Origin of the sequence: Edaphobacter modestus, from assembly GCF_004217555.1 — a bacterium.
Taxonomy (GTDB): Bacteria; Acidobacteriota; Terriglobia; order Terriglobales; family Acidobacteriaceae; genus Edaphobacter; species Edaphobacter modestus.
The window spans coordinates 2,883,384-2,902,926 of sequence record NZ_SHKW01000001.1 but is presented as its reverse complement, the minus strand read 5'-3'; the positions used below and the strand labels follow the sequence as shown (position 1 = coordinate 2,902,926).

The window sequence follows — 19,543 nt, the reverse complement described above, 5'->3', positions numbered from 1 at the left end:
CCGGTGAAAGAGGTTTTGGTGGTTACCGAGCTGGCTGGGCTCCGGGGATCTGGACGCCGATCTGACGAAGCACGCCGATCTGGTCCAGCTGCAGCCATAACTCGGCGATCTTGCCGTCTTCGAAGCGATAAAAGACGTTTGCGCGCTGGGTAATGGGCTTGCCCGTGGGCGGAATGCCCCCGATCGGCGCGGTGTTGGTGGCCGTCATGGTCCACCGGGCAGCGGCCTTGTCGCCGTTGACGATGATGTCGTCAATCGTGAAGTGGTGATCGGGGAACATGGCGTGAACGCGCTCGACGGTCTGCTGGACGTCGGCGAGTCCGGTGGAGTCGCCGTTCGGGGTATGGGCGACTGCATCGGCGGTGAAGAGCTCTGGCAGAAGGCCGGACTGGCGCTGGTTGAGGCATTGGTCGTAGAAGGAGTGGATGGTGGTGGCCTGATCGGTGATGACGGACATGAGGGAACTCCTTTGTTTCGTTTAGGTGGTGGTTCGAAATGCGCGAGGTAGCTTCATGTGTCCAGATATTCAATATATGAACATGTATCAAATATGTCTTTATACTGTCAATATGGCGAAAGGCTTTAAGGCTGACGAGAAGCGGGTCTATGAATCGCCGGCACGGCAGCGCCAGGCCGATGAGACCCGCAGGAGGGTTGCGGCTGCGGCGCGGACGCTTCTGAAAGAGACCGGATATGCGGGGATGACGATCCCGGCAGTGGCGAAGGCCGCTGGGGTGGCGGTGCCTACGGTGTATGCGATCTTCGGGTCGAAGAAGGGGATTGTGTCGGAGCTGCTGGACGCGGCGCGATTCGGGGAGGCGTTCCAGGCGCTCATCGCTGAGGTGGTGAAGGTGACCGATCCGCTGGCGCGGCTGGGGTATCCGCCGCGTATCGCCCGGCAGATCTACGAGTCGGAGATTCCGGTCGAAAATCTTCTGCGAGGAGCGGGTATGGTGGCTCCGGAGCTGGCGGCCGTGGAGGACGAGCGCAACTGCCAGCGATATGACTCGCAGGAGATGATTATCGACGGTCTGGAAAGGGCGAAGCTGCTGAGACCGGGATTGAGTCGTGATGCAGCACGAGCAGTCCTGTGGACGCTGACGAGTCGCGAGGTTTTCCGGATGCTCGTGAGAGAGCGGGGATGGACGGGCGATGCGTATGAGGCGTGGCTGAGGAACGCGTTGCGGCGAGAGCTGGTGGGGCAATGATGGACGTGATCTTACATCTTTTCCTGCACGATCTCCCTGCGAAGGTTGAATCCCTCTTCTAACAGAGGTGGCTGGAAGTACTTGGAAATGGCTCGGAACTCTGGTTCGGTGGTGGTGGCATAGTAGAGTCCTTCAGGTTTGCCCTCATTTCGTTTTCTTAGCCGGACGAGGCAGGTTTCTTCGGGGATGTCGAGGTAGTGCAGGAGATGGTTGGAGCCTGCCGCTTCGAAGAGAGAGCGCACCCAGGCTCGTTCTCTTGGCGTATTTCCAGCGAAGTCAAGGACAACTGAGGTTCTGGCTTGAGAATCTCGATAATCAGAGGCGCCATGACGGACCGGCAGCGTCGCGACCACTTGAGATAGTCATCGAAGGTTCGGATACCGTCGCTGAGGCGGGAGAGCCAGAGATCTTCAGACAGAAAGACGGCTCGTTGCTCGTCGGCGATCTGTCGGGCAAGAGTGGTCTTGCCGGCGGCAAGTCTTCCGCAGAAAAAGTGCAGTGTGGGTGAATGTCGATTCACGTTCGATCTCCATTCTGTAATCGAGAAAGGTTGGCGAAGCCACCGGGTGACGCGATTGTAGGACAATAAGAGAAGCAATAGAGGACTCTTGATGGCTGATGAACGCGTGGTAGGGATTGACCTGGGGACGACGAACTCCCTGGTGGCGTACATGCAGGGGGAGACGCCGACGGTGATTCCGGGTGAGGACGGGGTGCCGCTGGTTCCGTCGGTGGTGGCGTGGACCGATGATGGTGTGAGGGTGGGGAATGCGGCGCGAGCGACGCTGATGTCGGATTCGGCGAGCGCGGTCTATTCAGCGAAGCGTTTGATGGGACGCGATATCGCGGATGTGCAGGACGAGTTGAAGCTGTTTCCGTTCAAGCTGGCAGACGGGCTGAAGCCCGGCGAGGTTCTGAAGGTGAGCGTCGGCGGGTTGATGCTGACGCCTCCCGAGATTTCAGCGTATGTGCTGATGCAGTTGAAGAAGAATGCGGAGAGGTTCTTTCAGGCTCCCGTGACGAAGGCTGTGATCACGGTTCCCGCATACTTCAACGACGCGCAGCGGCAGGCGACGAAGGACGCGGGCAGGATCGCGGGGCTTGAGGTGTTGCGGCTGGTGAATGAGCCGACGGCGGCGGCGCTGGCGTATGGGCTCGACAAGAACAAGGACGGGCTGATTGCCGTTTACGACTTTGGTGGTGGAACCTTCGATATCTCGATCCTGAAGCTGCATGAAGGGATCTTCGAGGTGATCGCGACAGGCGGCGATACTCACCTGGGTGGCGACGATATAGACAACCTGCTGATTGCGATTGCCCTGGACGATATTGCGGGAGATCTTGGCGAGGATGTTCGCGGCAATGGGGAGGCGGTGCAGGCGATCCGCAAGGCGGTGATCGAGGCGAAGATTCGCTTGTCGGATGCCGAGAGCGCGAAGCTGGATGTGGTGTTGCCGAGCGGCAAGCAATATCTGCGCGAGATCACGCGGGAGCAGTTTGAGAACTTGATTGCGGGCGTTATTGCACGCACGGCTGGACCTTGCCGGCAGGCGCTGAAGGACTCGGGGCTGGACGCTTCGGCGATCGACGAGGTGGTCCTGGTCGGCGGATCGACGCGAATTCCTGCGGTGCGACGGCTGGTGGATGAGGTCTTCGGGCTGGGTGCGCGGGGCAGGAAGCCGCACACGGAGCTCAATCCGGATGAGGTAGTGGCGCTTGGAGCGGCAGTACAGGCGGAGATTCTGAGCGGCAGTGATTCAAAAGCCATTGAAGATCTGCTGCTGCTGGATGTGACTCCGCTGTCGCTGGGGATTGAGGCGCTCGGCGGTGTGGTGGCAAAGATCATTCAGAGGAATTCGACGATTCCGGCGAGTGCGACGGAGCACTTCACGACTGGAGTGGATGGACAGACGAATGTAGCGATCCATGTGGTGCAGGGAGAGCGTGAACTGGCGAAGGATTGCCGGTCGCTGGCTCGTTTCGACCTGAAGGGGATTCCTCCGATGACAGCGGGGCTGCCGCGCATCGAGGTGAAGTTCCTGATCGATGCGAATGGGATTCTGCATGTGAGCGCGCGGGAGCAGAGGAGCGGCAAGGAGGCCGAGGTCGAGGTGAAGCCGACCTACGGGCTGACGGATGAGCAGGTGGAGGAGATGATCCTGTCCTCGTTCGATAACGCCGAGGAGGACATTCACGCGCGTCAGGTGATTGAGGCGAAGAATGAAGCGGAGACGATTCTGGCGGCGGTGGAGAAGGGCAGGAAGCATGAGGCCTGGCAGCAGCTGACGTCGGATGAGATCGAAAAGATCAACGCCGAAGAGAATGAGCTGAAGGCCTCAGTGATGGGGGGCGATTACAAGTTGATTCGCACTGCCATTGAGAGATTGGATAAGGCGACGCGGAGGTTCGCGGAGCTGATGATGGATTCGGCGGTGACCGGCGCACTGGGCGGCAAGACGATGGCGGCCGCAGGTGAGAGCATAGGAGAGGGACCAACGGCTCCGCATCCGTTTGCGAAGGCACAGGTAATGAGTGCCGAAGAAGAGACTGCTGCGATTGAAGGTTCGATAAAGGAAGAGGCTACGGCCGGAGAGTCGACGGAAGATTAAGAGATGAGTGAGATCAACAAGGACCAGGTTGTGGATTTGTCGAAGCCTGCTGGCGAGGGAATGGTTCGGGTGACGTTCGAGCCCGAGGGCCGGACAGTGGAGTTTGCGTTTGATTCGCTGCCCTACGACGGGCATGGGGAGCCGATGTCGTTTCTGGACGTGGCGGAGAACTTTGGGATCTTTCTGGATCACGCATGTGGTGGGGTTTGCGCTTGCACTACCTGCCATCTCTGGGTGAAGGACGGCGCCAAAGGAATCAGCGAGCCTGAGGACAAGGAATTGGACCGGATGGACACAGCAGCCGATCTGCAATTGAACTCACGGCTGGGCTGTCAGGCTGTGATTGAAAAGCCGGGGACCTATGTGGTGGAGATTCCGAAGTGGAATCGGAACTACGTGCAAGAGGGCAAGCCGGCCATGGTGAAGCAGGACTAACGATTTGCGTTGCGTGAGGAGACGAAGATATGCCGCGTGAGATTGACTGGACCGATTCCGAAGAGATCGGCATTCAACTGCAGGAGAAGTTTCCGGATCTCGATCCCTATACGGTGCGGTTCACAGATCTGCACCAGTATGTGACTGAACTGCCGGGATTTGTGGGTGATCCAGCGAAGTCGAACGAAGGGATTCTGGAGGCGATCCAGACGGCCTGGCATGAAGAGTACGAGGACGCGAAGTAGAAGACAGCGGCCACGGAACGGTCTAATGTAGTTTCCATGTTTAAGGCACTGTTCTGCTTTGCGCTGCTGGCGGTGGGGGCGGGATCTGCGCAGCAAGCTGCCACTGGCGACTCAACGGTTCTCGTTCTCAACCGCGTCGAAAAGACCCGTCCTCTGCCCAACGGCTTGAGCGCGACCATCAGCGGGGTGATGGTGGAGATTACTGCGCTGCGTCCGGATGTAATTCGCGTGCGCGTGGGGCGCAACAAGACTCTTCCGGAGGATGCTTCGTGGGCGGTTCTCCCAGAGGCGCGAAGGGCTGCGAGTTCGGTTGAGGCGGATTCAAGTGCCGAGGCTGTGGGCTTTCATACGGCGGCGCTGCGAGTCTCGCTCGATCGCCGCAGTGGGATGCTGCGCGTGACCGATACCGCAGGACATCTGCTGCAGCAGGATATGCGGCCAGTGGAGTTTCACGGCTCGTCGTTCCGGCTGTACAAGACGATGCAACCCGACGAACACTTCTTTGGGCTTGGGGATAAGACCGGGCCGCTCGACCGGCGCAATCAGGCGTTTACGGACTGGAACACGGACGCGTTTGGATTTCAGGAATCGACGGATCCGATCTACAAGAGCATTCCTTTCTTCATCAGCTTTAACGAAGGGCGGGCGGTGGGAGTGTTGTTTGACAACACCTTCCGCTCGAGCTTCGACTTCGGCAAGGAGATGGCGAACGCGTACTCGTTTGGAGCTCCGGATGGTCCGCTGGACTACTACGTCTTCTATGGACCGACGCCGAGGAAGGTGGTCGAGACATATGCGTGGCTGACGGGGCCGAGTCCGCTGCCTCCGCTGTGGTCGCTGGGGTTTCAGCAGTCGAGGTACAGCTATTACCCGGAGTCACGATTGATGGCTGTCGCAGACCGTTTGCGCGAGGACAGGATACCGGCAGACGCGCTCTATCTCGATATCGACTACCAGAAGGAGAACCGGCCTTTTACGGTGGATGAAGTTCGGTTTCCTCATTTTTCATCGATGATCGAGGAGCTGGCGAAGAAACACTTTCACGTAGTGGTCATTACCGATCTGCATATTGCAAATCTTCCGGGTTCGGGATATGCGCCTTACGATACGGGCGCCGCGGGGGACCACTTCGTGAAGAACGCGGACGGTTCAACCTACGTTGCACCAGTGTGGCCGGGGCCTGCGGTCTTTCCGGACTTTACGCAGGCGCAGAGTCGCGCGTGGTGGGGAACGCTGTACGATGGCTTCTACAAGGAGGGTGTTGCAGGCTTCTGGAATGACATGAACGAGCCTGCCGTGTTCAAGACGCCGACGAAGACGATGCCCGATACGGTGCAGCACCGGATCGACGAGCCTGGTTTCAAGCCGCGTACGGCGACGCACCTGGAGATTCACAATGTCTTCGGGATGCAGAACACGCGCGGCACGTACGAGGGGCTGCTGAAGCTGAAGCCGGATCAGAGGCCGTTCGTGCTGACGCGAGCGAGCTATGCGGGTGGACAGCGTTATGCGGCGACGTGGACAGGAGATAACTCCTCGACGTGGAACCACCTTCGCATGACGACGCCGATGCTGCTGAACCTTGGATTATCCGGGTTCGGGATGAGCGGCGCGGATGTAGGAGGATTCGCGGGGACTCCGCAGCCGGACCTGCTGACGAAGTGGCTGGAGATGGGGACTTTTCAACCGATCGATCGCGATCACACCGCGAAGGGAACGGGGGACCAGGAGCCGTGGGTGCATGGCATCGTACAGGAGGCGATCCGGCGGAGATACATCGAAGAGCGGTATCGACTGATGCCTTACCTCTACACGATGGCGGAGGAGATGTCGCGAACGGGGATGCCGATCGTGCGGCCGCTCTTTCTGGATTTTCCGAATGCGACGCCGGATGGCCATCCCCTGGATCTCGATGCGGGGGGAGAGTTTTTGTTCGGTCCCGATCTTCTGGTGGCTCCGTCGCCTTATCCCGACGAGCTTGATCCTTACGAGCTGAAGCTGCCCCCTGGCGATTGGTACGACTACTGGACTGGCAAGCTGACGGCGCGGGTGACGAGCACGTCCACGCGGGATGCGGAGCAACCGCTGGCCGTGACGCCGGCAGACTCACAGCGCACCCAGGCGGCCAAGGAGATGACTGCGCCGCCCGCATCGGAAGCACATCCCCTGATGATCACGCCCTCTCTCGAGACGCTTCCCGTTTACGTGCGCGGCGGAGCGATCCTGCCAGTGCAGCCACTGGTTCAAAGTACAGAGGAGAAGCCGGAGGGACCGTTGACGCTGCGCGTTTATGTTCCCGGGCCTGCGCGGACTGGTACTCCTGATTGCCACGGCAGTGTCTACCTGGATGACGGCATCTCCTTCGCCTTCCGAACCGGACAGTTTCTCAGGATGGATTCAACCTGTGCGCTGGTCGGCAATGAGCTGCACATACGAGTGGGTGCGCACCAGGGAAGCTTTCGGCCGTGGTGGCAAAGTCTTCGCATTGAAGTCTATGGCTGGCGCACATCGGTCTCGATCGCGACAGCCGACAATCAGCCTGTGCAACAGACCTCTGGAGGTGGCGATGCGCTTGCTTTCACTCTGCCGGACCCCGGCACGGGAGTTGAGCTTGTATTGAAGTAGGATCTTTCAACAGAAAAGCCCCGGCGAGGATGCCGGGGCTTCTCTGTGTTTGCTTCAGTCTAGGAGGGTTGAACTGCGAGGGTGTCGGCGAGTTTGAAGTGAATGACGGACTCCGAGGGGATATCGATATCGCCATTACCGGTGAGACCTGCCGCTGCCGTTCCGGCTCCTGCGCCGGCGAGGCCGCCGATCAGCAGGCCGGTTCCTCCAGTTGCGACGCCTCCGATGAGCATTCCGAGTCCACTGCCTCCACCGATGAAGGCCGCGGAGCGTTTGCCCTTGCCCTTCTTCGTGCGGGTGAGACTGCTCGTCTGAAGGGGATAGTTCGTTCCGTTCAGCGTCATCGAGGTGAGCCGAAGCTGCAGGATGGAAGCACCTTTGAAGTGACCGCGCTTGTGTGAGGCTGCCACGACGCCTCCGACAGCAGTTCCCCTGGGCACGATGAGACGGCCATTGTCTCCGATGACAGGCTCAGCGATTTCGCCGTCGAAGCGATCGCCGGCGTGATTCGTCTTCACGCTGATGTGCTGATTGATGCGGATTGCCAGTGTCGTTCCGGCAGGTATCTGCACATCGGCAGGAACAATGACCGGATTGCCAGGAGTTGGAGCCGACGCTGGAGCTTGAGCCTGGCCAACTGCTGCCATGCCGTTCTGGGAGGGGTCACTGACTGCGGGTTGACCACCTGCCACTGCGGGCGTGTTTGCCGCAACAGCGGAGGCCGGGGTTACAGTGGTCGTGATCTGCTGGCCGGTCTGGCCTGGGATAGGTGGCTGGACGGTGGTGGTTACGGTATCGCCGTTCTTGTTGACGGAGACGACCTGCTGAGCCTGGCCGGTGGATGCAGCCTGCTTCTTTGCCTGTTCGATGGCCTGATCCTGTTTTGACTTACTGCATCCGGTAAAGATTGCGGCGGACAGAATAACCGCTGTCATCCATTTCAGTGCTGGGGAGGGATTCATCGTGCCTTTCATCGTTTTTGCGGGCCTCGTTTCGTTCAGAGTCGCTAATTTTAAGAAACACACTGGAACTCGCGCTGAAACCGGCTGAACTCCAGTGTGTCCAACAGGTTGGATGCCCAGGAACCGCCGAACGACTGCCTGTACCGTGAAGGTTTAGGATGGACGTCATGAGCACTGGCGCCCCGATACGACCGCAACTCGCTTATCTGACGGAGCAGTTGAACGATCTTAAGCAGCGTGGAACCTATTTTAAACTGCGCGTCCTCGATGACGAGCAGGGACCAGTCTGCACCTACGACGGTAAGCGGGTCATCAACCTGGCGTCCAATAATTATCTGGGACTTTGCGATCATCCCAAGCTGCGCGAAGCGGCGATTGCCGCGACCGAAAAGTTCGGCGTAGGCTCGGGCGCGGTTCGCACCATCGCCGGAACCATGCACATCCACATGGAGCTTGAAGAGAAGATCGCGTCCTTCAAGGGCGTGGAGGCCTGTGTCGTCTTCCAGTCCGGCTTCACGGCGAACGCAGGCACGGTATCGAGCATTCTGGGCAAGGAAGACTTCATCATCTCCGACGAGTTGAATCACGCCAGCATCATCGATGGGGCACGGCTTTCGCGCGCGAAGATCAAGGTCTTCCGGCACAAGGATATTGCGCACTGCGAGGAGCTGCTCAAGGAGATTCAGCACGAGGCTGGCCGCAAACTCATCATTACCGATGGCGTCTTTTCGATGGATGGCGATATCGGCCCGGTCGATAAGTTGTGTGACCTTGCGGACAAATATGGCGCGATGATGATGGTCGACGATGCTCATGCCTCTGGAGTGCTGGGCAGGAACGGACGCGGTTCGGTCGATCATTTCCACTGCACACAGCGGGTGGATGTGCAGGTAGGAACGCTGTCGAAGGCTATTGGTGCACTGGGCGGATATGTCTGCGGATCGCGTGATTTGATCGACTATCTCTACCATCGGGCGCGGCCGTTTCTCTTCTCAACCTCTCATCCACCCTCGGTAGCGGCTACCTGCATCGCCGCTTTTGACATTCTTGAGAGTGAGCCGGAGCGCATCGAACGCCTTTGGGCGAACACACATTATTTCAAAGAGCAGCTCACTGCAGCAGGCTTCGATGTTGGCGGAAGAACGACTCCGGCGAGCGAAACTCCAATTACCCCGATTATCATCGGCGATGGCAGAAAGACCATGGAGTTCTCGCGCGCGCTCTTCGATGCCGGACTGATGGCCACGGGCATTGCGTTTCCCACCGTTCCTGACGGCAAAGCTCGAATTCGTACCATCATGACCAGCGAACACAGCCGCGAGCAGATCGATCAGGCACTTGAGATTCTTACGACAGTGGCCCGGAAGATGGGGATTGGCGCAGGATAAATTCGTAAAGAAATCGCGAAAGGATCGTGTGTCCATTTGCATATCGCTGCGTCTTACCTCACTATGCCCCTAAAGACCGGACGACCTCCCGCTCTCCTCGCGGCCTGTGTCTTTTCCCTCATGTCATTCTCTGCGTCGCAGAGCGTGGCTCAGGCCGGCCAAAGCAGTGCAGCCTTTGACATTGCCCTCCTTCCCGAGGCTCCTCAGGCGAGCTTCCAGCAGCCTGTGCCGGAACCACAGGATACCTCGCCAACTGCAACACCACAGCCGGCGAGTCAGCAGGGAACTGCAAGTCCAAAACAGACCAAGCGCATCCTGGGCATTATGCCGAACTTCAGCGCGGTCTCGGCAGATACGAAGCTTCCCCCACAGAGCCCCAAAGAAAAGTTCATCATCGCGGCAAAAAACAGCTTCGATTATTCATCGTTTCTCATTGCTGCGATTCAGTCAGGCGTCTCCATGGCGGGCAACTCCTATCCGGAGTTTCATCAGGGAGCGGCGGGGTATGGGCGCTACTACTATCACACGCTGCTGGACACAGCGGATGCAAACTTCATGGTCAGCGGTTTGTGGCCGGTGATCTTTCGTCAGGACAATCGGTTTTATACGAAGGGACACGGCGGCTTTGGGAAGCGGGCTCTTTATGCCGCCACTCGCGTGCTGATTACGCGAACCGACAAAGGCACCCAGGCCTTCAATGCATCGGAGATCATCGGCACCGGATCGGCTGCCGGTCTCTCGATGGTTTACTATCCCGACCAATACCGCACGTGGACCAAAGTTGGGCAGAGATGGCTCACGAGCTGCATCATCGATTCCGCGAACTTTACCTTCAAAGAGTTCTGGCCCGATATCAATCGCAAGATCTTCCATACAAAGTAGGCAGCCGGAACGGCTAAAAATGAAGCTTGCCTGCCACCTGGACAACACGTGGATCTGAAGTGGTAGCCGTGATGGACCCGAAGGTAGCGACTCCTACCGTGGCCGCCGGCTGTGCGAAGGCCGGAGTGTTGGTGACGTTGAACACCTCGCCGCGCAGCTCCAGCGTGAGCCGCTCGCTGAAACGAGTGTTTTTCACCAGACCGAGGTCGAGATCGCGATACGCGGGCCCGCGCGCAGGATCGCGAGAGGCATTGCCCAGTTTGAACTGCGGTGTGACGGAGAAGGCGTCCGTGTTGATGAAGCGGGCAACGGTTCTCTTTCCGGCAGGCAGGTTCGCCGGGCCATGGATGCTCGGGCGCTGCGTTCCAAAGCCTGCGAAGGCGTTGAAGTTGGTGGCCTGCGTGATTGCGAAGGGCATCCCGCTCTGCAGCGTGATCAGACCATTGACGTTCCATCCTCCCAGCAGCCATGACAGAGCGCCGGAAGAGGCATACTGATGACCTCTGCCCAGTGGAATGGCATACACAGCAGAACCCACCGTAACGTTCGGCATGTCGCCCAGCGAGGCATCGCGCTCAAGGGAAGGGTTGAAGCTGTCGGCCACGGGATAGTTGGCCACCGGGCCGGTAAGGATGGAGGAATCGAAGACGGAAGAGGCATCGTCCATCAGCTTCGAGTGGGTGTAGCTCAGCATGGCCGTCAGACCGTAGCTGGTCCGCTTCTCCAGCTTCAGTTCTGCCGCGTTGTAGTTGGTTCGTCCGGTGTTGTTGCGGAAGGCGGAGACGGTGAGGAAGCGCGGATAGGGCTTCATGAGCTGCGCAACGGAGATCGTTCTTCCACCGATAGAGGACGAGACGGGGATCTGTCCAAAGTAGGGATTGGCTGTCGTTGCGGTAAGCGAAGCCCCTTGTGCGAGCTGGTCAACGGTGAGCTGGTTCAGGTTGGTGTCGGGGATGCCGACGCGAGTGATGACGGAACCGGTATAGGCGATCTCAATCGTTAGATCGCGCGCCAGCTCATGTTGCGCCGCGAGGTTCCATTGCTGCACATAACCGGAGCCCAGCTTTCTGTTGACGGTAAAGACGCCCTGCCCCAGGCCGGCATCGGCGGTCAGTGGAATCGGCGCAACCGACGGACCGTTGGAGAGTACAAATGCCGGATGAATGCTGTCGAGCGTGGCTTGCTGAACGGTCTGGAGGAACGGAAACTGCGGGGTCGTAAAGGGAGTCGTGATTCCGGTCTGTTCAATGAAGATCAATCCATAGCTGGAACGCAGGACTGTCTTCGGCGTGGCCATGTAGCTGAAGCCCAGACGAGGACCGAAGTTTCCGTAATGCAGTTCACGCGCCGAGCGGGAGAACCCGTCCTTCCCGAGATATTGATACTGCTGCGTCGCGAGATTGAAGACCGCGCCCTGATCGTGTGCCTCGGTCGACGGAAAATTCAGTGTCCATCGCAGGCCGGCATTCACCGTGAGGCGGGGAGTCGCCTTCCAGTCGTCCTGCAGGAAAAACTCGGCAATATGGGCGCGCGGGCGAATCGTGCTGTTCTGAAGATCGATGGAGAAGGTATTTACCTGGCCCAGCAGAAAGCTGGCGAGAGCGTTTCCTGAGTTGGTGACACCGCCCTGATTCGTGAACAGTGTGGAGAAAGCGAAATTACCCGTAGGGTTAGGAGGCTGAACTGCGTCAAGGTGCTCCCATCGAAGGTCGATGCCGGCCTTGAATGCATGTTTGCCCTGTACCCGGGAGACCATGTCGAAGATCTGCGTTACGTTGGTCGAAAAGCTCGAGAAGGTGCTGGGCGAAGAGCCGAGTTGTGTGATGCCTGCGATGGAGAACACGGGAAGCGCGCTGTTGAAGGCAGCGTTCGATGGGATGCCGGGAATTCCCAGAGTCTGGGATGCGGTTCCAGGAAGCGCGGCCCCGGTGCGGCCAAGGGCGCGTCGCGTGTAGCCGAAGCGGGCCTCATTGAGTGTGCGAGCGTTGAAGCTGTGCGTCTCGTTGGCGACATACTGCTGGCCCAGAGTACGCGAGAGGCCGGTTACGTTTCCGGTAGAGAGGATCGTTCCGCTGATGACACCGCTTCCGTCGGGCAGGGGCGTTACTGGCTGCTCCACGTCGTGGAAGTAAGTGTATCGGGCAAAGCCATGATCGTTCGCACTTAGTTGCGCGTCCAGCCGGATGTCGAACTGGTTCTGGTGGTCGATATCGTTGGCCACGCGCACATAGTTGTTCGTCGCTGCCGAACTGGTTGGCAGAGGATAGCGTGCAAGCAGCGCCCGCGTCACCGGATCGATGCGGTTGATTGGAATGGTGTCGTTCGGGAACTCGGTGCGGAGGAAGCTCGATCCGTTTTGCACTGTGGTCGCAGGATCATAGATCTTTGTGGGGCCGAAGTTGAATCCAGTGGTGGGATTCCCGTTTGCGTCAGGATACCCACGCTGGGCAACGGTCGGTACCGTGCTTGTTCGCACAACACCCACGGCCTGGTTGGTGCCCTGGTAGTCGGTGAAGAAGAACAGGCGGCGGGGAAGCACCGGCCCGCCGAGCGCAGCGCCGTACTGATTACGCCGGAAGATCGGTTTGGGAGATGTCGTGGGTGTGAAGTAGTTGCGTGCGTTCAGGGCTTCGTTGCGGAGAAACTCGTAGACCTCTCCGTGAAAGTTGCTCGTGCCCGCCTTCGTCGTCAGGTTGACGACACCGCCGTTGAAACGGCCAAACTCCGCCGAGACGCCGTTTGACATGATGGCGAACTCATCGATGTCGTCGATGATAGGAAAGAAGGCGACCTGGCCGGGTTCGGGCTGCAGCGCCGAGACGCCATCGTAGAGGTACTCGTTGGTGCGTGGGCGGCCCCCGTTGATGCGGGGCAGCAGCGTGCCAGGAGGAAGCGAAACACCGGGAGCAAGGGTCGTGAGGGAGATTACATTGCGCCCGTTCAGCGGGAGGGCAGTAATGCTTTCACGTCCGATCACTGTCGTAAGGGCGCCGGACTCGCTGACGAGCGGTGAGGCATCGGCGGTGACGTTTACGACCTGGTCGGCAGCACCCGCCTGCAGTCGAATGTCCACACGCTCCCGCTGGCCGGTTCTGATGGTTACTCCCACGCGAACGAGAGTTACAAAGCCCGGCGCAGTGGCATGCATCGTGTAGATGCCCGGGCGCAGCGAAGCGATCGCGTAATCTCCCGATCGAGAGCTCTCGGTGCTGCGGCCGACACCGACTGCGGTCTGCGACGAGATCGTAACCTTCGCGCCGCTGACGATGGCTCCGCCGGCGTCGGTAATGCTGCCGGCAAGATCTCCGCTTCCACTCTGCGCCAGGACATTCGGTCCGATGACAGCGATGAGAAGCGCGGCACACTTCACCCGGAAAGAATAGAATCGCATGTCGAAACTATACGATATTGAATAGGTGAAATTGTACGAATAAAGGATCCCACTTCGTCTCGATGGTGAAAAGGCTTCGCCTGGAGTTATTCTTGAGAAAGGATTCCACTGCTCGATGTGAGGTGCCTTATTCCAACCTCTGACTCTCTGCTGAAGCCGCGGGAAGCCGCCGCAGAACTCGGCCTCAGCTATCCGACCATCAAGCAATGGATTCTTTCCGGCAAGCTGGCCAGTGTAAAGACGCCTGGCGGACACCACCTGATCTCTCGCAGCACGTTGGCACCGTTTCTGAAATCGACGGCAGGATCGAAGGAGAAGCGCGAGCGCTTTCAGAAGGTCAGCGGCCGAAACCAGTTGATTGGAACGATCGTCGAGATCAAGATCGACGGCCTGCTGGCGAAGGTCGTTCTCTCGATAGGCGACCAGTGCATCACGTCGATCATCACTGCCGATGCGGTGCGCGAGATGCAGCTTCGCAAAGGCCAAACCGCCGCGGCGCTGATGAAATCGACCGAGGTCATGATTGCGCGGGTCTGAGAATTCTGGTCTGAGGAATTCCAGAGATTCTAAAGACTCGCGTCCTGGGTTCGCAGCTCAGGCTCGATAGACAATGCGCCCTTCGAAGATGGTGTATCGCACCTGGCCGAGCATAGGCGCGCCATCGAAGGGCGTGTTCCGGGACTTCGACCGCGACTGGCTTGCATCAAAGGTCCACTCGGCGTCCGCCTCGAAGAGAACGACGTCCGCGAAGTGGCCGGCACCGAGCGCGCCGCGGCCTGCCAGAGACGCGATCGCCGCAGGCGATGTGCTCATCAGCTCGAAGATTCGCGGCAGCGGCAAGCCGTGGTCACGATGCAGCACACGCAGTGCGAGTCCGAGCGCCGTCTCGAGTCCGGTGATGCCATTCGGCGCGCGCTCAAACTCCTGTCGCTTCTCAAACGCTGCATGAGGAGCGTGATCGGTCGCGATGCAGTCGGCGGTTCCATCGAGCAGCGCCTCAACCATCTTCGCCCTGTCCGCCTCCGCTCGTAGAGGCGGATTCATCTTGGCGTGCGTGTCGTAGTCGCCGACAGCCTCTTCGTTCAGAGCGAAGTGGTGCGGCGCAATCTCGCAGGTCACGTGCAGGCCCTCTCGCTTGGCTTTGCGAATGGCGTCGATAGCACGGGCGGTCGAGACATGCTGCACATGCAGATGCGGTCGCAGCCCCTCTGTACGTTCAATCTCCCGCAGCAGCTGAATGTCCCGCTCGACGATGCGGGCTTCGGCCTCCACCGGCATGCCCCGCAGACCCAGGCGAAAAGCCAGCGGCCCGGCATTCATGCTGCATCCGCCTGTCAGCCGTGTATCTTCCGCATGCTGCGAGACAGGAACCTCCGCCCGCGCTGCCGCAACCAGGGCCGCCCGCATGACGCGATCTTCGAGCACCGGCTTGCCGTCGTCGGTAAATCCAACGGCGCCCGCGGCACGCAGCGCTTCGAAGTCAGTCAGATCTTCTCCCATGCTGCCTACGGTTGCAGCAGGCATCGCGAACAACTTGACGAGCGATCCTCGCTGCGCGTCCAGCATCCATTCCAGCTTTGCGACGGTGTCGTTCACCGGCACCGTGTTCGGCATCGCGACGACCGTGGTGTATCCCCCGGCTGCGGCAGCGGCAGTTCCGGTCGCGATCGTCTCCTTGTAGGTCTGGCCCGGCTCGCGAAGATGGACATGAACATCGATCAGACCCGGCGCCACGACCAGGCCGGTTGCGTCGATGGTCTCGGCTGCCTGCACTCCGCCGAATGCTCCTGGTGTTTCGATGGCGGCAACACGGCCATCGCGCAGCAGAAGATCACGGGGCGCATCCACACGGTTTGCGGGATCGATCAGACGTCCATTGAGAATCAGGATCTCGCTCATACAGTTATCCCTTTGAAGGCGCCTGAGCCGAGGGCCCTGGCCAGAAGCGCCGAGCGGACGGCGAGACCATGCCGCACCTGCTCTTCGATCGTCGATTGCGACCCGTCGGCAACCTCGTCTGTAATCTCCATGCCCCGAATCATCGGGCCAGGATGCATCACCAGGGCGGAGGGAGCCAATGCCGCGAGTTTTTCGCCGGTCAGCTGATAGCGCGCAATGTAATCGCTCAGGTCAAGCTCCAGGCCTGCGAGACGCTCTCTCTGAATACGGAGCATCATCACCACCTGAGACTGTGCCAGGGCGCGGTTGAAGTCGCGCTCAATCTCGACGCCGGGACCAAGACTGGCTGCTACCTCGGGCAGCAGCTTCGTGGGCCCGCAGAGAAGGACGCGCGCGCCAAGCCGCGGCAGAAGCATTGCATTGGAGCGGGCCACGCGGCTGTGCAGAATGTCTCCGGTAATCGCGACGGTCACGCCATCGAGCGAACGCTCGCCAACGGAGGCGGCACCCTCCGCTCCATGCAGTCGAGTCATGATCGTCCGCAGATCCAGCAGTGCCTGGGAGGGATGTTCGTGCATGCCGTCGCCGGCATTGAGGACCGGCAGACCCGTCTCCCGGACCAGCACGAACGGCGCTCCTGACGCGGAGTGGCGGAGGATGATGCACTCGGCTCCCAACGCCCGCAAGGTCAGGCCCGTATCCTTCAGGCTCTCGCCTTTTTCAATGGAGGAGGACTTGTCGCTGACCAGCGTCGTGGTCGCTCCCAGCGATTTGGCGGCCAGCTCGAAGGAGGTTCGTGTGCGCGTGCTGGATTCGTAAAACAGCAGCGCTACGGTACGGCCTCGCAGCAGAGCGCTGCGCTCTGCCGGGGCCAGTGTTGCAAGTCGCGCCGTCTCTGTAAGGATCTTCGAGACGTCTGACACCGACAGGTGAGCCACGCTCAACAGGGAGCCTGGAGCGTATTCGGATCGACGTGCCGCAACCTCACTTGCCTTTTGCATCGTGTCGATCAGTCCACCCGCTCGACCAGCAGCACCTGTTCCTGCCCGTCGATCTCGTTCAGTTTCACTTCGATGATCTCGCGGCTCGAGGTGGGGATGGAACGGCCGGTATAAGTGGCCTCGATCGGAAGCTCGCGATGCCCACGGTCGATCAGGGCCAGCAGCTGCACACTCTTGGGGCGGCCGTGGTCAAACAGCGCGTCGAGCGCGGCGCGTATGGTTCGGCCGGTGTACAGGACATCGTCGATCAGGATGATATCGCGCCCGGTTACATCGAAACCAATGGTTCCGGGGGCGACCGTAGGCCGCACGCCGCTCGTCGACAGATCGTCGCGATAGAAACTGATATCGAGCACGCCTGTATCGATGGGGTGCTTCTCAATCTTTTCGATCATGGCGGCAAGGCGTTGTGCAATCGGGACGCCCCGACGCTTGATCCCTACCAGCCCAAGATTCTCGCCGCCATTGTTCTTTTCGACGATTTCGTGCGCCAGCCGCACCAGGGTTCGTTCGATCTCAGAGGCCGACATCAGACGGCCCTTCTCGCGAATCTTCGGTTTCTGAACTACCGCTTCTTCACTCATAGCCACTGCTGATGATACCAGCAGGGACCCGTCATTTGATGCTTCGGTTGGCTAGCTTCTTCTCGTCCGCATCAGGCCGCCGATCGCTCCCCCGACGGTAGACATCAGCATAATCAGACCGGCCAGCATCGAAAAGCCGGCAAGCATCATTCCGGCCTTGAACTCCGGGGAGTAGATGTATCGCATCACCTCGGCGGGCTGTGGATTTGCAGATGCGGCCTTATTGATCTGCGCGAGGAGCTCCGTATCGAAGTTCGCCATATTGTGCAGGCCAAATCGCGCTACCAGGCCAGCGATTGCCATGGTGAGTCCAATCGAGGTGATCAGCGTGAGTCCAACAACGATTCCTATCCGTGCCCCGACGACGGCGTCCATTCGAGCCTCTGGCTTTCGTCGTTGATAGATTCCGAGCGCAACCACCGAGGCGCTCACAGTCCACAGCCAGCTTACAAACGAAAACGTGGGAATTTTCGTCGAAAGGACACTGAGAGCCGCTCCGATCACTGCAACCAGGATCGCGCACAGAATCGCCGTCCGCCATTCCACCAGCTGAGGTGGAGGGGGTGGCAGAATCCCGGTCGACGATTCGGCTGCGGAATCGGCCTCGGCCGTCTCGGATAGGTAAATCTGGGGCGCACCGCAATGCGGGCAAAACGGTGACGCGCCGTCGGCGGAGACCAGTTCGCCGTCACATCGGTGACAAAACTCTTGCATAAGTCAAAGCTATCCCAGCCTCAAGCGGGGGGCAAGCAACTGGGGCCTCTACTGGCGCTCGTCCGGATCGGATCCGCCAACGGACAGATTTCCGGGCAGATCGAGCACGACAAGGCCAAACTTTGTTCCTGAGTTTTCAGGGTCGATGGCCACAATATGCTGATGCTGTTTCGATCCAGCCTTGAATTCTCTCTTGCCGCTCGCGTCGGCATTCGCCTCGGCGTGCTTTCCGTTTCCGTCTCCGTCCGAACAGGTCAGTCCCTGATCGGTCTGGGTCGGGGTTCCAACGGGCTTGTCGTGATTGCACTCGATGACGGTGCCGTAGCGCTTCATGGCGTTGCGGTAGAAATCGGCAACCTTCTCCGGAGTATCCGGGGTTCTGTAGCTGGCTGCCTTTACCCGCAGCTGGAAGCGCCCGAAGCTCAGATTCACGTCAGCCGATCCGTTGTTTTTGTCCTTCTTCACCAGCTCCGCGCCTGGATAGACCGGAAGGCCGAGCCCGGTGATGCTGTCCCTATCGTTGGTCTTCACCTCGACGCCACCGAAAGGCGTTGCGACTTTGACGTTCTTGTTGTCGCCGTGCTCGTCCGTAGCGATGCGGCAACCGCACGTCATCGCCACCGTAAGAATCGCCACTGTAAGAACCGCCCGCTTTGCGCTCATTCCTTCTTTGCCTTTCTCAAGAACCATACGCTGCTGACCACCACGAAGTTCATTCCTGCTCGAACGGCCACTCTCGACCGGACCTGAGTTAAGCAGCAGGGTTTTTCTGTTGGATTTTTCGCTGCCATTTCATCACGAACCACTCCCGGTGGGAAGTGACAAACCAGCCCGCTCAGAGACTCCGCCCTGATTCGTAAGAAGAAAATGCACTATTTTCCTCGTTCCGTGCTGTCCTATACTGAGGAAAGGGCAATGGGCGCCCTCTGGAGCCTTGGCATGGCGCACCACCAGCCAATTCGCAGGAACCCGCCGAGTGGCGCAGAAATTCCGGACAAGCTTTACTTTCGCATCGGCGAAGTCTCTCGCCTGTGCGATGTCCCGGCCTATGTTCTGCGCTTCTGGGAGAGCGAGTTCCCCCAGTTGAAGCCGCACAAGGGCGGAACTGGTCAGAGGCTGTATCGCCGTCGGGACGTTGAGACCGCCCTGCAGATCAAATCCCTGCTCTACGACGAAGGCTATACCATCCCCGGCGCCCGTCAGGTCTTCAAGGCCGAGCAGCGGCAGAAAGCTCCGCAACTCGCGTTGGATATCGAGATGGGAGCAGCCTCCGGTTCGTCCGGGCAGCTGCGCAAGCTTCAGAAGGAGCTGCGAGAGCTGCTGGCATTTCTCTCCCGCCCGCCAGAGCGCTCTGGAGTGCAGAGCATTCGTGCGTCTCGCGCCTCCGCATCTCCCAAGCGCCCCTCGACGGAACAGCTCTTCACCCCAAAGCCGGAGCTTTAGAACAGACTGTCGGTTCGTGGCTGGTTGACTGCTTCCCTTCTGTAGTCCTTTGACTCTAAAGATCGATCTGGGCAATCGACACACCTGCGTCCGGAAAGCCAGCGAATGAACGCATCCTCTCGCAGGAATTTCCTGTCCAGACGTTAAAGTCCAAAGC

19 protein-coding genes are annotated in these 19,543 nt (G+C 59.5%); 9 read left to right on the top strand and 10 right to left on the bottom strand.

The features are described 5' to 3' along the window. Positions 1 to 22 precede the first annotated feature (22 nt). Positions 23 to 457, bottom strand: coding sequence for an ester cyclase (locus BDD14_RS12160; protein ID WP_130419037.1), 435 nt, complete (start codon positions 455 to 457; stop codon positions 23 to 25). Positions 458 to 569: 112 nt separating this feature from the next. Between BDD14_RS12160 and BDD14_RS12155 the strand changes: the two genes are divergently transcribed. After that, entirely contained in the window at positions 570 to 1,208 is a 639-nt protein-coding gene (locus BDD14_RS12155) for a TetR family transcriptional regulator (RefSeq protein WP_207231725.1), read from the top strand. A gap of 11 nt (positions 1,209 to 1,219) precedes the next feature. On the opposite strand, the gene BDD14_RS34450 is transcribed toward BDD14_RS12155, so the two are convergent. Then, positions 1,220 to 1,450, bottom strand: a complete 231-nt coding sequence (locus tag BDD14_RS34450; protein ID WP_423201752.1) for a P-loop nucleotide/nucleoside kinase family protein — start codon at positions 1,448 to 1,450, stop codon at positions 1,220 to 1,222. Next, complete coding sequence (locus tag BDD14_RS32400; RefSeq protein ID WP_207231724.1) at positions 1,366 to 1,728, bottom strand: P-loop nucleotide/nucleoside kinase family protein; 363 nt, start codon at positions 1,726 to 1,728, stop codon at positions 1,366 to 1,368. Before BDD14_RS32400 ends, BDD14_RS34450 begins: the two co-directional genes overlap by 85 nt. A 91-nt stretch (positions 1,729 to 1,819) precedes the next feature. Between BDD14_RS32400 and hscA the strand changes: the two genes are divergently transcribed. The 4 genes from hscA to BDD14_RS12130 are packed head-to-tail and all read left to right on the top strand — an operon-like array spanning position 1,820 to position 7,122. Beyond that, positions 1,820 to 3,817, top strand: coding sequence for a Fe-S protein assembly chaperone HscA (hscA, locus tag BDD14_RS12145; protein WP_130419036.1), 1,998 nt, complete (start codon positions 1,820 to 1,822; stop codon positions 3,815 to 3,817). A gap of 3 nt (positions 3,818 to 3,820) precedes the next feature. Further along, the gene (locus tag BDD14_RS12140) at positions 3,821 to 4,252 is read left to right on the top strand and encodes a 2Fe-2S iron-sulfur cluster-binding family protein (protein ID WP_130419035.1); all 432 of its coding nucleotides are present in this window, start codon (positions 3,821 to 3,823) and stop codon (positions 4,250 to 4,252) included. 29 nt (positions 4,253 to 4,281) lie between these two features. Then, positions 4,282 to 4,497 carry a Fe-S cluster assembly protein IscX gene (gene iscX / locus BDD14_RS12135; protein ID WP_130419034.1) on the top strand — a complete coding sequence of 72 codons (216 nt, stop codon included), beginning with the start codon at positions 4,282 to 4,284 and terminating at the stop codon, positions 4,495 to 4,497. A 36-nt stretch (positions 4,498 to 4,533) separates the two neighbouring features. Beyond that, positions 4,534 to 7,122: a glycoside hydrolase family 31 protein gene (locus BDD14_RS12130; RefSeq protein ID WP_130419033.1), complete on the top strand. Its 2,589-nt coding sequence runs from the start codon at positions 4,534 to 4,536 to the stop codon at positions 7,120 to 7,122. 59 nt (positions 7,123 to 7,181) lie between these two features. On the opposite strand, the gene BDD14_RS12125 is transcribed toward BDD14_RS12130, so the two are convergent. Further along, a complete protein-coding gene (locus tag BDD14_RS12125) occupies positions 7,182 to 8,084 on the bottom strand; it encodes a RodZ family helix-turn-helix domain-containing protein (RefSeq protein ID WP_130419032.1) in 903 nt (300 codons plus the stop codon). Between the two features lie 167 nt (positions 8,085 to 8,251). Between BDD14_RS12125 and BDD14_RS12120 the strand changes: the two genes are divergently transcribed. Both BDD14_RS12120 and BDD14_RS12115 read left to right on the top strand, forming a co-directional pair. Further along, the gene (locus BDD14_RS12120) at positions 8,252 to 9,472 is read left to right on the top strand and encodes a glycine C-acetyltransferase (RefSeq protein ID WP_130419031.1); all 1,221 of its coding nucleotides are present in this window, start codon (positions 8,252 to 8,254) and stop codon (positions 9,470 to 9,472) included. A 36-nt stretch (positions 9,473 to 9,508) separates the two neighbouring features. Next, the gene (locus tag BDD14_RS12115) at positions 9,509 to 10,354 is read left to right on the top strand and encodes a hypothetical protein (protein ID WP_207231723.1); all 846 of its coding nucleotides are present in this window, start codon (positions 9,509 to 9,511) and stop codon (positions 10,352 to 10,354) included. Positions 10,355 to 10,367: 13 nt separating this feature from the next. Here the strand turns inward: BDD14_RS12115 and BDD14_RS12110 are convergent, their stop codons facing one another. Further along, positions 10,368 to 13,745, bottom strand: coding sequence for a TonB-dependent receptor (locus BDD14_RS12110; protein WP_130419030.1), 3,378 nt, complete (start codon positions 13,743 to 13,745; stop codon positions 10,368 to 10,370). 117 nt (positions 13,746 to 13,862) lie between these two features. Between BDD14_RS12110 and BDD14_RS12105 the strand changes: the two genes are divergently transcribed. After that, positions 13,863 to 14,282 carry a TOBE domain-containing protein gene (locus BDD14_RS12105; RefSeq protein WP_242617905.1) on the top strand — a complete coding sequence of 140 codons (420 nt, stop codon included), beginning with the start codon at positions 13,863 to 13,865 and terminating at the stop codon, positions 14,280 to 14,282. Positions 14,283 to 14,339: 57 nt separating this feature from the next. Here BDD14_RS12105 and BDD14_RS12100 read toward each other — a convergent pair whose 3' ends face one another. The 5 genes from BDD14_RS12100 to BDD14_RS12080 are packed head-to-tail and all read right to left on the bottom strand — an operon-like array spanning position 14,340 to position 18,633. Then, positions 14,340 to 15,644, bottom strand: a complete 1,305-nt coding sequence (locus BDD14_RS12100) for a dihydroorotase (protein ID WP_130419029.1) — start codon at positions 15,642 to 15,644, stop codon at positions 14,340 to 14,342. Further along, positions 15,641 to 16,645 (bottom strand): aspartate carbamoyltransferase catalytic subunit, encoded by a 1,005-nt coding sequence (locus BDD14_RS12095; RefSeq protein ID WP_130419028.1) that lies wholly within the window; start codon positions 16,643 to 16,645, stop codon positions 15,641 to 15,643. The genes BDD14_RS12100 and BDD14_RS12095 overlap by 4 nt, the downstream gene beginning before the upstream one ends. Positions 16,646 to 16,653: 8 nt before the next feature. Then, complete coding sequence (pyrR, locus tag BDD14_RS12090) at positions 16,654 to 17,229, bottom strand: bifunctional pyr operon transcriptional regulator/uracil phosphoribosyltransferase PyrR (RefSeq protein WP_278045479.1); 576 nt, start codon at positions 17,227 to 17,229, stop codon at positions 16,654 to 16,656. Between the two features lie 51 nt (positions 17,230 to 17,280). Next, positions 17,281 to 17,943 (bottom strand): zinc ribbon domain-containing protein, encoded by a 663-nt coding sequence (locus tag BDD14_RS12085; RefSeq protein ID WP_130419027.1) that lies wholly within the window; start codon positions 17,941 to 17,943, stop codon positions 17,281 to 17,283. Between the two features lie 48 nt (positions 17,944 to 17,991). Continuing rightward, on the bottom strand, positions 17,992 to 18,633 hold the full coding sequence (locus BDD14_RS12080) for a hypothetical protein (RefSeq protein ID WP_242617904.1): 642 nt from the start codon (positions 18,631 to 18,633) through the stop codon (positions 17,992 to 17,994). A gap of 225 nt (positions 18,634 to 18,858) precedes the next feature. Between BDD14_RS12080 and BDD14_RS12075 the strand changes: the two genes are divergently transcribed. Beyond that, entirely contained in the window at positions 18,859 to 19,386 is a 528-nt protein-coding gene (locus BDD14_RS12075) for a MerR family transcriptional regulator (RefSeq protein ID WP_242617903.1), read from the top strand. Positions 19,387 to 19,543: the final 157 nt, after the last annotated feature.